This is a genomic window from Nocardia sp. NRRL S-836 (assembly GCF_001279525.1).
GTDB lineage: Bacteria > Actinomycetota > Actinomycetes > Mycobacteriales > Pseudonocardiaceae > Lentzea.
On sequence record NZ_LGDY01000165.1, the window covers coordinates 114754 to 127097 of the forward strand.

Consider the following 12344-nt stretch of genomic DNA (forward strand, 5'->3'; position numbering starts at 1 on the left):
AGGGGTGATGAGGATGCGAGTTCTGATCACGACGGTGCTCCTGCTCCTCGGCATCGCGGCTTTTGCCGCGCCCGCCCAGGCTCAGGCGGGATGCACCGTCTACAACGGAGCGTGCCTGGAGAAGCACTCGAACCTGGCGTGGCTCGTCTACAACGGCAAGACGAGCTACGGTCCGGTGCAGGTGAGCCACGGAAGGCCGGGGTACGAGACCCCGGTCGGCACGTTCTCGGTGCTGCGCAAGGTGAAGAACGACTGGAGCGTCCCCTACAACGGCCCGATGCCGAACGCGGTGTACTTCACCGGCGACGGCATCGCGTTCCACCAGGGTGACGTCGCGGTCCAGTCGCACGGGTGCATCCACCTGGCACCCGAGGCATCGCAGGTGTTCTACGACAACCTGATGGTCGGCGAGCAGGTGCAGGTCCTGCCCTAACCGATGGCTGCCCACCAGCTGCCGTCGTCGCGCCCGACAACGGAGGCGCGACCCGCCAGTCCGGTGGGCAGCCATCCGGCCATCCGGTCGAGCTGCCGCCCCACCACGACGAGCGCGGTGGCCTCGTTGCGCACCAGGTCGTCCAGCAGAGCGGGTACCTCCACGGCACTGAAGTCCACATCGGACACCAGCCGTCCGGGCGCCTCCCGGTTCGGGCGCACGGCCCGCCAGCCCTCGAAGCCCTCCCAGTACAGCTCGTCCGCGTCGAGCGGGAACTCCCCGGACGAGATCTTGGGCGACACGAGCGCGATCGTTCCCACGAACCTGTTCACCAGCCCGCTCAGCCTGCGCGGATGACGGACGGGCTCCGGTTTTCCGCCGGTGCGCACGTGTTCCACACCGAGCGCACGGGCGACCCGTTCCACGGCCGCGTGCACCCCGTCCTCCAGCGCCGCCACGACCAGCTCGACGTCCCTGCTCACGTTCAGCGCGTCCGGCAGGGCCAGCCGCACCACCGCGCGGCCGGGCGTGAGCACGACGTCCGGCACCAGGCGGTCCGGCAACGTCAGCTCGACCAGCACGTCACCGCCCCACCCCGCCGTGTCGACCGCCGCGTTGACCCGGCGTTCCACCAGCTCGGCGAGCGGCTGCCAGTACGCGGTGGGTGGCCGTCCCCGAGTCGTCGGGCCCACCCACCACGGCATGCCGGGTGCCGTGTCAGCCCAGCGAACGTGAATCACAGTTCCCCCAGGGGTTGCTGCTGCGCGTCCCCCTGACACGCACAACCCGGTCACTGCTCCCAGCGTACTGGTGGGCGCCACCGCGTTGCGCGTCCTCGGGAACTCCGCCGGGTGTTAGCCCAGCAGGCGCCGCACCGTCCCGGCGATGGCGTCCACCCGTTCGAGGGCCGACCCGTGGTCGAGCCCCTCGTCCTCGCGGGCGAGCGTGTAGATCACCCCGCCCGCGCTCGCGACGTGGTCGGGCACCCACACGATCCCGCGCTCGGCCAGCAGGTCCGCGACGCCGTCGTCGGTGAGCTGGTTATTCGCCGGACCCACGACCAGCCGGACGTCCAGCGCCCGCACCACCTCCGGGCTCAGCACCCCGCCGACCGCCGCGGGCACCAGCACATCCGCCTTCGTCGTGTACGCCTGGTCCGGTTCGACCCAGCCGAACTCGTCCGTCCGCCTGCTTCCGTCCACATCGGACACAACAACCTCCGCACCCGGCAGCCCGCGTGCGACCAGCTCCCCCACCGAGCCGAACCCGCTGATCACGACCTTCCTCCCGGCCAGGTCCGGACTCCCGAACACCTTCTCCGCCGCCGCACCGAGCGCCGCCAGCACCCCGCGCGCCGTCGGTCCGCTCGACGACCCCGTGCCACCGTGCTCCTCCGGCAGGCAGTAGGCGTGCGGGGTGAGCTCCCTGAGCACCAGCATGTCGTCCGGCCCGGTCCCGACGTCGGGCCCGGCCCGGTACTGCCCGCCGAAGGAGTTGATCAGGTCGGCGTGATCCAGCAACACGGCACGCCGCAGCTCGGGCGTGAGCGGCCGGTCGACCACGACGACGCTCTTGGCCCCGCCGTGCGCGATCCCGGCCGCCGCGCACTTGAGCGTCATCGCCCTGGACAGCCGCAGCACGTCGGTGATGGCGTCGGTGATCGCCGGGTACGCCTTCATCCGGCACCCGCCCACCGCCGGGCCCGCCGCGGACGAGTGGATGGCGACCATCGTCGTCATGCCGGAGCGCCGGCCGGTGCGCACGACCAGCCGTTCGTGTTCCCACATCTTGCGTCCTCCCCGAACTTCCACCAGGTTCCTGGTTCGAAGCTAGGGTGATCACCAGCGCTGTAGGTGCTCTGCCGAACGTTGTTCGGCAGACGGATTGCGGGGACGGCATGGACGAACTTGATTCGGCGATCGTGCGGGAGCTCCAGCGCGATGCCCGGCAGTCGAACCGCGACATCGCCCGCAAGGTCGGCGTGGCACCGTCGACGTGCCTGGAACGCACCCGCCTGCTGCGCGAACGCGGCGTGATCCGCGGCTACCACGCCGACATCAGCCCGACCGCGCTGAACCGCTCCGTGCAGGCCCTGGTGTCGGTGCAGGTCCGCCCGCTGAGCCGGGCCGTGATCGACGCGTTCAAGAACTTCGCCGCCGGGCTGCCGGAGGTGCTGTCGGTGTTCGTGATGGCGGGCAGCGACGACTTCGTGATCCACGTGAGCGCTCAGGACAACGAGCACCTGCACGCGTTCCTGGTGGACCGGCTGAGCCAGCGCAAGGAGATCGTCGGCTTCCGGACGTCGATCATCTTCCAGGCCATCGCGAAACACGACCCGGCCCCGCTGCCGTGACGGCGAGCGGGGCCGCGGGGCTCAGCTCGCGTTGCTGGAGTGGCCGGGGAACAGGTGTGCCTGCGGGTTGAGCGCGACCGCGATGTTGTTGACCGCCGTCGCCGCCTCGCCGAAACCGGTCGCGATCAGCTTGACCTTGCCGGGGTACTGGGCGACGTCACCGGCCGCGTAGACGCGTTCGATCTTGGTCTGCATGGTGGTGTCGACGACGACCGCGCGGTGGTCCAGCTCCAGGCCCCACGACTCGATCGGGCCCAGGTCGGCGGTGAAGCCGAGCGCGGCGACCACGGCGTGCGCGGGCAGGGTCTTCACGTCCTCGCCCTTCACCTTGACGTCCACTTCGGACAGTGGCGTACCGCGCAGTTCGAGCACCTCGGCGTCGGTGATGATCTCGACGCCGAGCTCGCGGACCTGGCGCACGGTGGCGGCGTGGGCCCGGAAGTTGGCCCTGCGGTGCACCAGCGTGACGCTGGCGGCGATCGGGTGCAGCGCGAGCGCCCAGTCGAACGCCGAGTCGCCGCCGCCGACGATCACGACGTGCTGGTCGGTGTGCTCGGCCAGCACCGGCACGAAGTGCACCATGCCGCGCCCCAGCCACCCGTCGCCGGCGGGCAGCGGGCGCGGGTTGAACTCGCCCATGCCCGCGGTGATGAGCACCGCTCCGGCGTTGATGGTGGTGCCGTCCGCAAGACCGACCCGCAGACCGTCCTCTGTGGACTCGCAGGTGCGGGCCTGGCGGCCCAGCAGGTAGGTGGGCTTGTACTGCCCCGCCTGCTCGACGAGACCGCTGACGAGGTCGCGGCCGCGGATGGCGGGGAAGCCGGCCACGTCGAAAATCATCTTCTCCGGATACATCGCCGTCACCTGACCGCCCGGCTCCGGCAGGGCGTCGACGAGCGCGACGGTCAGTTCCCGGAAGCCTGCGTAGTAGGCGGCGTACAACCCCGTGGGACCAGCGCCCACGATGAGGAGGTCGACGTCACGCTCCATGAGTGGTGCCCTTCTGCCAGTGGTGGGTGGCAGTGCTGTGATCGAGCGTAGAGACTCGGGGGTATGTCTGAACAGGAGTACCGCGTCGAGCACGACACGATGGGCGAGGTCCGCGTGCCGGTCGACGCATTGTGGCGTGCCCAGACCCAACGCGCGGTCGAGAACTTCCCGATTTCCGGTCGAGGCCTGGAACGCGCCCAGATCCGCGCACTGGGCCTGCTCAAGGCCGCGGCAGCCCGCGTCAACGCCCGCCTCGGCGTCCTCCCCGACGACGTCGCCGCCGCGATCGCCGAGGCCGCCGACGACGTCGCGTCCGGTTCCCACGACGCGCACTTCCCGGTCGACGTGTTCCAGACCGGTTCCGGCACGTCGTCGAACATGAACGCGAACGAGGTCATCGCCACCCTCGCCACGCGCGCACTGGGCCGTGACGTCCACCCGAACGACCACGTCAACGCCTCGCAGTCGTCCAACGACACGTTCCCCACGACCCTGCGCGTGGCCGCCACCGAAGCCGTGGTCACCGACGTGGTCCCAGCGCTGGAACACCTGGAGTCGGTGCTCTCGCAGCGCGCTCTTGAGTGGTCCGACCTGGTCAAGTCCGGCCGCACGCACCTGATGGACGCCGTGCCCGTGACGCTGGGCCAGGAAGCCGGCGCGTGGGCCGCCCAGGTCCGCTACAGCGTCGAACGCCTCAACGCCTCAATCCCCCGCCTGGCGGAACTCCCCATCGGCGGCACCGCGGTCGGCAGCGGCCTGAACGCCCCCTCCGAGTTCGGCGCTCTTGTGGCTGCCGAACTGGCCACGACCACCGGCCTGCCCCTCACCGAGGCCCGCGACCACTTCGAGGCCCAGGCCACCCAGGACGGCGTGGTGGAGATCTCCGGCCAGCTCCGCGCGACCGCCGTGGCGCTGTTCAAGATCGCCAACGACCTCCGCTGGCTCGGCTCCGGCCCCCGCACCGGCCTCGGCGAACTGGCCCTGCCCGACCTGCAGCCCGGCTCCTCGATCATGCCCGGCAAGGTCAACCCGGTGATCTCCGAGGCCACGATGATGGTCGTGGCCCAGGTCATCGGCAACGACGCCACAGTGGCGTTCGCGGGCTCCCAGGGCAACTTCCAGCTCAACGTGATGCTGCCGGTCATCGCCCGCAACGTCCTGGAGTCCGCGCGCCTGCTCGCCGCCGTCGCCCGCCTCCTCGCCGACAAGGTCCTGGCCGGCGCGGAACCCCAGACCGACCGGATGCGCGAATACGCGGAGTCGTCACCGTCGATCGTGACGCCGCTGAACCGTTACCTCGGCTACGAGGAGGCTGCGTCGATCGCGAAGCAGTCGCTGAAGGAACGCAAGACGATCCGCGCCGTGGTGCTGGAGCGGGGGCACGTGCCGGCGAAGCTGTCGGAGGAGCAGCTGGACGAGGCGCTGGACGTGCTGCGCATGGCTCGCGGCGGGCGGTGACGTCCTGGGTGGTCTGCCGCAGGTCATGGCGGACCACCCGGTCACGATGGAGTTCGCTGAGCAGCTGGCCGATGCCTTGCTAGGCACCGGCCAGTTGTCCCGGCTCCACCTCGAAGCGGTGCCGCCCGGACTCGGTCTCGACACCCCAGGGCCGCCGGGTCGAGATGACGACCAGCTCGCGGCCGTTGTCGTCGGCTTCGCGCGTCACGATCTCGCAGTCCAGCTCGACGTCGACCGGGTACGTGGCGTCCGGGGTGAGCTGGCCGTCCGCGTCGAAGATCGGGGGCTTGTCGAAGAGGCTCCAGACGGTTCCGGTGGCGTCGGTGAGCTGAACCTCGACCCAGCCCGGTTGGGGGTCGTCGCTCACCCAGCGCACCGCTCGGCACCTCACCCGCGTGATGCGGCGAGGGAAGCAGAGGTCAGGAGTACAGCGCCAGCCAGATGGCGATGTTGTGATCGCCGGGATTCGCGGTAGGCGTGGATCTTGGCTTCTATGGCCGGTGAACTGCGGTTTTCTTGCTCGGTAGTTCTCACTGGTTTTCGACGCTTTGGGACGTCTCACGGCCTGGAGACGGCCTGGGAGTTGATCAACCACACCTTGGGCATCATCCCCGACACTGGGCCGATCTCGCGAGCAGTGGTGGCGGGTCAAGACACGCTTTCCCGTCTTGACGCGGTGCCGCTGGCCGTGACTGATCATGGCGTGTCGGGGTGGTGCCCTTCGTGCTGCCTGGGGTCGTTGCTCGGTGGCAAGGTGGCGTAGCCGTCGCGGCAGTCGATCGCCGTGCCCGGCTCGGTCAACTGGCCGTTCGCGCGATCGTTCCGACTGGCATCGGCTGATAGCTCGTGGTTCTGGTTCCACCGTCGGTGGTGCGCTGCCGCGCCACCTCGTGGGCCGTGCCGCCGTGGCCGGCGGGCGGAGCGAAGCGGGAGTCCGACGTGCCCGGATGGATGCGGGCCACGCTGGTAGGCGACCGGCCCGCCGCGCGCCGCCGACGGCGGCGCGCCTTGATCCCATATAGCTGAGTTCAGCAGTAAGATGTGCGGCCTGCAACGTCGCCTTTACCGCCAGGAGGATCTTCGGTGTTCGAGCGGATTCATCCAACAGACGTATTTACGCCGAACCGGTTCCCCCTGCAGAAACACAACGTTTATGCGGCTCGCCGCGACGCGGAAGCGTCAATTCGATCCGGCCTGGCCCGGGCACAAGCTCCGGTTCTATATGGCGAGTATGGCGTGGGAAAGACGACGCTAGTGAAGCGATACTTCTATGATCGCAATGAAGGCGGCATTGTGATCGAGTTCCTCACTCCGGCCGGAAAAGGCTTTGATGACGTGGTTAAAGCCGTCCTAGAAAAGCTCGATTACGAGGTCGTAGTCAGCCGCGAGAACAAGGCGACGGTTTCCGCCACCGGCGAGTCGGACGTCAGCTTCTTCGGAATGCTGAAGGCGAAGATCAAACTCAAGGGCGAGTCCACAGGAAGCGAGCGACTCGAGCTAGTTGTTTCATCGCCCACCGACCAGGGATTCTTGCACATTGCCGCTGACGCCAAAGTGACAATCGTCATCGACGAGATGCACAAATCTTCACCATCGTTCCGGCAGCAACTCGCAGAGATGATCAAGGCGGCAAATAACCTCGGTGAAGGTTATGCAAGGTTTGTGCTAATCGGAACCACCCTGGACGCAAGCAAGCTTGTTGATCATGACGCAGGAATCGATCGGCTCATTCGAGAAGTAAAGCTCTCAGTTATGACCGAAGAGGAATCCCGTTTTATTATCACCGATGGAATGAAGCGACTCGGAGTGTCTATTAGCGAGGAGCTGATCAATCGAATTGTTTCCACAGCCGCCGGAGCACCAAGCCTACTCCAGGAAATCTGCCTCGACGTCGCCGAGCTGGCAGTAACACGAGACGAGAAGTCCGTCAAGGACGATGATGTCGACCAAGCCATCCGAAACTTCGTCCTGAACAGCGAAGCCCGTCTCACCCGCCGGTACATGCTAGCCACTAATACCGTCGGCGTTAAGCAATACCGCAAACAAATCCTCAAAGCGGCCGCTAACCTTGACCGCGAGTTTTTCACAATGGATGACCTCACGTCACTCGTTTCGCAATATGTTGGCGAAGACGTTCCCGCCTCCTCCCTGAGCGGCCCACTGCGAGAATTGAAGGACTCCCAGTACGGTTCCGTTCTCACCGACGTTGAAACCCCAGTCGGTGGAAGAGCATACAACTTGAATGCTTTCAAGGATCCACGAATGAAGGCATTCATCCGCGCTATGAATGCAGTCGAAGAACAAGGACTCCTCCCCACTGTGCAAGAAGTTGAGACCCTGCCACCGTACCTGGAAGAAGTCGACTAGAGCTTACTAGCATTTTCATGCCAGCCATAGAATGACAAGCGACTTTAACTTTCTACCAACATAGACCACTACACCAGGTCGACGCCGTCGTGCGCTCGAGTTTGCACAATCGACCCAAATGCATCTATTACGCGAACTGCATAGGCAGGCGACATGGACTCACGCACTTCACCTAGCGTCATCCACCGAATTTCGGACGCTTCTTCGGTAGCACGACTAGGCTCGTCCAGCGGCACACAACGAAACACCATCGCGACGATGCAACGCTTCATATTCTTGTAGACGCCAGTAAGTCGTTCAACCCGGACAGAGATACCAGTTTCCTCCAGAATTTCCCTCCGCGCACCCTCCTCAAACGTTTCCGAAATTTCGAGTACACCACCTGGCGGCTCCCAGTGGCCGTTGTCTCGGCGGCGAATGACAAGAACCTTGCCCTCGTCGTTGACCACGATCCCGGCAACACTCACGGAATGACGGGGCGTCTCAGCCATCGCCTGCACTTTCCCTCAGCAGACGAGTGTGGGAAACTTGAACTCGTCTAGTCGTCTGTAGGAGTAGGTGACCATGCTCAATCTAGGAACTATAGACAGGTCCAACGATCGGCCTCCGTACCGCCAGATCGCGGACATCCTGCGCGCGCACATCGATCACGGACGCCTGACTCCTGGCGAGCAGCTGCCCTCCGAAGCGACGTTGATCGACCACTTCGGGGTAGCCCGGATGACGGTCCGCGAAGCGATCAAGGAGCTGAGGACCGAAGGCCTCGTCGTCGCCCAGCACGGCAAGGGCGTCTTCGTGCGCTCCGCTCCCCCAGTCCGTCGACTCGCCTCCGACCGGTTCGCCCGCCGACACCGCAAGGAAGGCAAGTCCGCCTTCATCGCTGAGGCCGAAGCGTCCGGCCACGTGCCGAGCGTCGACCAGATCCGCGTGACGAACGAGGTTGCCTCGGCAGACATCGCCGAACGCCTCCGCCTCAAGCCGCGGGAACGGGTCATCGTCAGGTCGCGGCGCTACCTGACCGACGGCCGGCCGGTGGAGACGGCGACCTCGTACATCCCGGAGTCGATCGCCAAGGGCACGCCGATCGCAGAGGTCAACACCGGCCCTGGCGGCATCTACGGTCGGATCGAGGATGCGGGATACGAGCTGGCGCGCTTCATGGAAGAGGTGTCCGCGCGGATGCCGACGCCGGACGAGCGCAAGGCGTTGGAGATCGGCGCAGGAATCCCTGTCATGACCCTGGTGCGCACCGCGTACGACACGAACGACATCCCGGTGGAGGTGTGCGACACCGTGAAGATCGCGCACTCGTTCGTCTTGGAGTACGACATCCCAGCGCAGTAATCAGCGCTTGCAAGCGAACAAATCGGAAGACTGATTGAACTTCCCTAGACGGCTAGTCAACTTATCTTGTCTAGACGACTAGACAACTCTGGCACTACGGTCACCGACGTGAAGAGGTGCACAACATGGCAGTCCTCGCAGGTCACAGGTTCCCGATCACCTTCGACGAGTTGTTCCCGCGAGGCTTCCTCGTCATCACGGTCGAGCGGGCGAACGACTACACGAACGGCAAGAGCGAGCCCGCCGTCTGCAAGCTGACGGGTCGTCCGGTGTGGACGGTGCAGGGGACGGACCCTTCCGTGAAGGGCTAGAACACCGGTCAGGTCGCGAAGATCGCGGCCAACCACCAGCCGGTTCCGCCCGAGACGATGCAGGGCACGCCATTCCGTCCTGCGGTGTTCACCGGGCTGGAGGTCACACCGTACGTGCGGGACGGCTGGGTCCACTACATGAACCGGGGCAGGAAGGCAGCTCCGCGGAAGTACGACGCATCGCCCGCTGCGGCGTGAGGCAATGGCCGTGATGTCTGCGGCAGAGCAGAAGGTGACCCGGGAGCGGGTCGCACAGGTGCAGTAAGCTGAGTGAGGCGCACGGCCTTTTGCCTCGGCTGATGCCGCGCAACGGTGCAGGTCCTGAGGATCTGCGGCAGTTTCATGAGAAGAGCGCGGCGGTCTACCTGAGGGTGGGCTGGGATCGACCGGAGCCGTCACCACTAAGCCCTGTAGTGGGCCGACCGTGAAACCCGCCTGGCGCGAGAGCAAGGCAAGAGCTGACCTGACGGCCGCTCTACCGTGATCGACAACTGAATACCCCGTGTTGGTGCGTCGCGCGGGAAACAGCCGGAAGTCTTGGCGGGCGCTCTCGGTCAACCTCGGCCACGATGATCCGGGCTTTACGCTGCGCGTCTACACGCACCTGATGCCGTCCAGCGGCGACAAGAGCCGCAAGGCCGCTATCCCGCTCTTCAAGCCGAAGAAGCGGGCTGACGGCCTGAAGCCGGCCTGACAAGACCAAGCCACCACAAAACGCCAGGTCAGGAGTACAGCGCCAGCCAGATGGCGATGTAGTGGCACAGCGCCGCCACCACGGTCGCCGCGTGGAAGAACTCGTGGTACCCGAACACCTGCGGCCAGGGGTTGGGCCACCGGGTCGCGTAGAACACCGCCCCGGCGGTGTACAGCAGCCCGCCGACGAGCAGCAGCACGAGGGCGGCGACGCCGGCGTGGTGCAGCAGTTCGGGCAGCACGAAGACGGCCACCCAGCCGAGGGCGATGTAGATGGGCACGCCGAGCCAGCGGGGGGCGTGTGGCCAGGCGAGTTTCAGGCTCACGCCGGCCAGTGCGCCGAGCCAGACGACCCACAGCACCGTGCGGCCGGTGTCGGGGTTCATGGCCAGCAGCGCGAACGGGGTGTAGGTGCCGGCGATGAACACGAAGATCATCGAGTGGTCGAGGCGCTTCATCCACGTGCGCACGCGGTCGGACTTCCACGTGATGCGGTGGTACAGCGCGGAGACGCCGAACAGGCCCACGACGGTCAGGCCGTAGACGGACGTCGCGAGTGCCGCGCGAGCGGACACTGTGGACGCGGCCAGGGCGATGAGGGTGGCACCGGTGGCGACGGAGACTACGAAGGACCAGAGGTGCAGCCATCCACGCAGGCGCGGCCGCAGTCCGGGCTGTGGGGGAAAGGACGCGGTGGTCACAGGAACACAGGTTACGCGACCGTAGGTTTTCGACCACGGCTCAGTGATGAACCTTGCACGGCGTACGCTGTTCGGACGTGGCACTCCGCACCCGTGTGAAAGACGTCGCTATCCACTTCTACGAGTGGATTCTCCGGCGCGAGCTGAGCGGGACACAGGTGCCCAAGCACGTCGGCGTCGTGCTCGACGGCAACCGGCGGTGGGCGCGTGAGGCCGGGTTCACGGATGTCGCGCACGGGCACCGGGCGGGGGCGAGGAAGATCCTCGAACTGCTCGAGTGGTGCGGTGACGCGAAGGTCGAGGTCGTCACGCTCTGGATGCTGAGCACCGACAACCTCAACCGGCCGTCGGACGAGCTGGCGCCGTTGCTGGACATCATCGCCGACATCACCGACGAGCTGGCCGGGGACGGCATGCCGTGGCGGGTCAGGCACGTCGGCGCGCTCGACATGTTGCCGGCCGGGCACGCCGAGCGGCTCACCACCGCGGCGGCCAAGACCAGGGACCGCACCGGCATCCAGGTCAACGTCGCTGTCGCGTACGGCGGGCGGCAGGAGATCGCGGACGCGGTCCGCAAGCTGCTGCAGGCCCACGCCGAGCGCGGCGGCACGATCGAGGAGCTCGCGGAGGTGCTGGACGTCGACCACATCGCCGAGCACCTGTACACGTCGGGGCAGCCGGACCCGGACCTGATCATCCGCACGTCCGGTGAGCAGCGGCTGTCCGGGTTCATGCTGTGGCAGTCGGCGCACTCGGAGTTCTGGTTCTGCGAGGCCTACTGGCCGGGGTTCCGGCGCACGGACTTCCTGCGCGCGATGCGCGAGTACGCCAAGCGCCACCGCAGGTACGGCGGCTGACACGGCGAAGGGCGCCCACCGCGAGGTGAGCGCCCTTCGCCGACGACGTGAGAACGTCAGCCCTCGTGGCTGCCGTCGACGTTGCCGTCGTCGCCGTCCACGACGCCACCCGCGGCGCAGGTCTCCGTGATGCTCGGGGAGTAGATCGGCACCGCCGCGCCCAGCACGCCCACGTTGTTGCCGCAGACGCCGACGACGGCGTTGACGTTGTTGGCGTTCAGCACGCTCAGCAGCGAGCCGTTGACCTGGTCGAAGCCGTCAGGCGCCGCAGACGCCATCCCGGTCGCACCGAACATCATGAGGCCAGCCGCAGCAACCGCAGCGACACACGCCTTCTTCAGCATTTCTTCTCCTCGTGGACGGGTATTGCGAGTGAAAACGGTCCAGGGACGCCCGGAAATGACGTCCCTGGACCATGAACCAGCCGAGAACGAAATCAGCCGTCGACGTTCACGTCGTCGCCGTCGACGATCCCGCCCGCGGCGCAGGTGTCGGTGATGCTCGGCGAGTAGATCGGCACCGCCGCGCCCAGCACGCCCACGTTGTTGCCGCAGGCGCCGACGACGGCGTTGACGTTGTTGCCGTTCAGCACGCTCAGCAGCGAGCCGTTGACCTGGTGGAACCCGGGGTAGTAGTGGTGGTCGTCGTGGCCCTCGCCCGCCATGGCGGCCGGGGCGAAGGCGAGCGACAGAGCAGCGGCGGCGGCAACTGCGGCAGCAGTCTTCTTCAGCACGACTATCTCCTTCATGTCGGGTCATCCCCGTCATTCCGGAGTCTTCGGGGATCTCCGGACGCTGGGGTCCTCGCGGAAAAGTTACCCGTGCCGATCTGGCTTCA

The 12344-nt window shown here is 66.5% G+C and carries 17 protein-coding genes; 9 read left to right on the top strand and 8 right to left on the bottom strand.

Annotated elements, in window-relative coordinates; all coding sequences use genetic code 11:
* Positions 1 to 13: 13 nt before the first annotated feature.
* The gene (locus ADL03_RS43150; RefSeq protein ID WP_082374032.1) at positions 14 to 433 is read left to right on the top strand and encodes a L,D-transpeptidase; all 420 of its coding nucleotides are present in this window, start codon (positions 14 to 16) and stop codon (positions 431 to 433) included.
* Here ADL03_RS43150 and ADL03_RS43155 read toward each other — a convergent pair.
* Both ADL03_RS43155 and ADL03_RS43160 read right to left on the bottom strand, forming a co-directional pair.
* Positions 430 to 1137, bottom strand: a complete 708-nt coding sequence (locus tag ADL03_RS43155; protein WP_053739458.1) for a hypothetical protein — start codon at positions 1135 to 1137, stop codon at positions 430 to 432. The two genes, ADL03_RS43150 and ADL03_RS43155, sit on opposite strands and share 4 nt — an antisense overlap.
* 150 nt (positions 1138 to 1287) lie before the next feature.
* Positions 1288 to 2220: a Glu/Leu/Phe/Val dehydrogenase dimerization domain-containing protein gene (locus ADL03_RS43160; RefSeq protein WP_053739459.1), complete on the bottom strand. Its 933-nt coding sequence runs from the start codon at positions 2218 to 2220 to the stop codon at positions 1288 to 1290.
* Positions 2221 to 2330: 110 nt separating this feature from the next.
* Between ADL03_RS43160 and ADL03_RS43165 the strand changes: the two genes are divergently transcribed.
* A complete protein-coding gene (locus ADL03_RS43165) occupies positions 2331 to 2786 on the top strand; it encodes an Lrp/AsnC family transcriptional regulator (protein ID WP_053739460.1) in 456 nt (151 codons plus the stop codon).
* 21 nt (positions 2787 to 2807) lie between these two features.
* Here ADL03_RS43165 and ADL03_RS43170 read toward each other — a convergent pair whose 3' ends face one another.
* Positions 2808 to 3776 carry an NAD(P)/FAD-dependent oxidoreductase gene (locus tag ADL03_RS43170; RefSeq protein WP_053739461.1) on the bottom strand — a complete coding sequence of 323 codons (969 nt, stop codon included), beginning with the start codon at positions 3774 to 3776 and terminating at the stop codon, positions 2808 to 2810.
* Between the two features lie 63 nt (positions 3777 to 3839).
* Here ADL03_RS43170 and ADL03_RS43175 point away from each other — a divergent pair, with 63 nt between their 5' ends.
* Positions 3840 to 5234, top strand: coding sequence for a class II fumarate hydratase (locus ADL03_RS43175; protein ID WP_053739462.1), 1395 nt, complete (start codon positions 3840 to 3842; stop codon positions 5232 to 5234).
* 79 nt (positions 5235 to 5313) lie between these two features.
* Here the strand turns inward: ADL03_RS43175 and ADL03_RS43180 are convergent, their stop codons facing one another.
* Positions 5314 to 5601 carry a hypothetical protein gene (locus ADL03_RS43180; RefSeq protein ID WP_157529772.1) on the bottom strand — a complete coding sequence of 96 codons (288 nt, stop codon included), beginning with the start codon at positions 5599 to 5601 and terminating at the stop codon, positions 5314 to 5316.
* Between the two features lie 716 nt (positions 5602 to 6317).
* Here ADL03_RS43180 and ADL03_RS46360 point away from each other — a divergent pair.
* Positions 6318 to 7601, top strand: coding sequence for an AAA family ATPase (locus ADL03_RS46360; protein ID WP_197289153.1), 1284 nt, complete (start codon positions 6318 to 6320; stop codon positions 7599 to 7601).
* 68 nt (positions 7602 to 7669) lie between these two features.
* Here ADL03_RS46360 and ADL03_RS46365 read toward each other — a convergent pair whose 3' ends face one another.
* Complete coding sequence (locus ADL03_RS46365; protein WP_082374049.1) at positions 7670 to 8092, bottom strand: NUDIX hydrolase; 423 nt, start codon at positions 8090 to 8092, stop codon at positions 7670 to 7672.
* A gap of 73 nt (positions 8093 to 8165) precedes the next feature.
* Between ADL03_RS46365 and ADL03_RS43185 the strand changes: the two genes are divergently transcribed.
* The 4 genes from ADL03_RS43185 to ADL03_RS46370 all read left to right on the top strand — a co-directional run bounded on the left by ADL03_RS43185 (position 8166) and on the right by ADL03_RS46370 (position 9950).
* Positions 8166 to 8945: a GntR family transcriptional regulator gene (locus tag ADL03_RS43185; protein ID WP_053739532.1), complete on the top strand. Its 780-nt coding sequence runs from the start codon at positions 8166 to 8168 to the stop codon at positions 8943 to 8945.
* Between the two features lie 125 nt (positions 8946 to 9070).
* A complete protein-coding gene (locus ADL03_RS49175) occupies positions 9071 to 9256 on the top strand; it encodes a hypothetical protein (protein WP_197289154.1) in 186 nt (61 codons plus the stop codon).
* A 266-nt stretch (positions 9257 to 9522) separates the two neighbouring features.
* Positions 9523 to 9684: a hypothetical protein gene (locus ADL03_RS50990; protein WP_369809098.1), complete on the top strand. Its 162-nt coding sequence runs from the start codon at positions 9523 to 9525 to the stop codon at positions 9682 to 9684.
* An 80-nt stretch (positions 9685 to 9764) separates the two neighbouring features.
* The gene (locus tag ADL03_RS46370; RefSeq protein ID WP_082374050.1) at positions 9765 to 9950 is read left to right on the top strand and encodes a hypothetical protein; all 186 of its coding nucleotides are present in this window, start codon (positions 9765 to 9767) and stop codon (positions 9948 to 9950) included.
* 28 nt (positions 9951 to 9978) lie between these two features.
* Here the strand turns inward: ADL03_RS46370 and ADL03_RS43195 are convergent, their stop codons facing one another.
* Positions 9979 to 10650, bottom strand: a complete 672-nt coding sequence (locus tag ADL03_RS43195; protein WP_053739464.1) for a hemolysin III family protein — start codon at positions 10648 to 10650, stop codon at positions 9979 to 9981.
* Positions 10651 to 10745: 95 nt separating this feature from the next.
* Between ADL03_RS43195 and ADL03_RS43200 the strand changes: the two genes are divergently transcribed.
* Positions 10746 to 11507 carry an isoprenyl transferase gene (locus ADL03_RS43200; protein WP_231642849.1) on the top strand — a complete coding sequence of 254 codons (762 nt, stop codon included), beginning with the start codon at positions 10746 to 10748 and terminating at the stop codon, positions 11505 to 11507.
* 56 nt (positions 11508 to 11563) lie between these two features.
* On the opposite strand, the gene ADL03_RS43205 is transcribed toward ADL03_RS43200, so the two are convergent.
* A complete protein-coding gene (locus ADL03_RS43205; protein ID WP_053739466.1) occupies positions 11564 to 11851 on the bottom strand; it encodes a hypothetical protein in 288 nt (95 codons plus the stop codon).
* A gap of 92 nt (positions 11852 to 11943) precedes the next feature.
* Entirely contained in the window at positions 11944 to 12255 is a 312-nt protein-coding gene (locus ADL03_RS43210) for a hypothetical protein (protein WP_053739467.1), read from the bottom strand.
* Between the last annotated feature and the right edge of the window lie 89 nt (positions 12256 to 12344).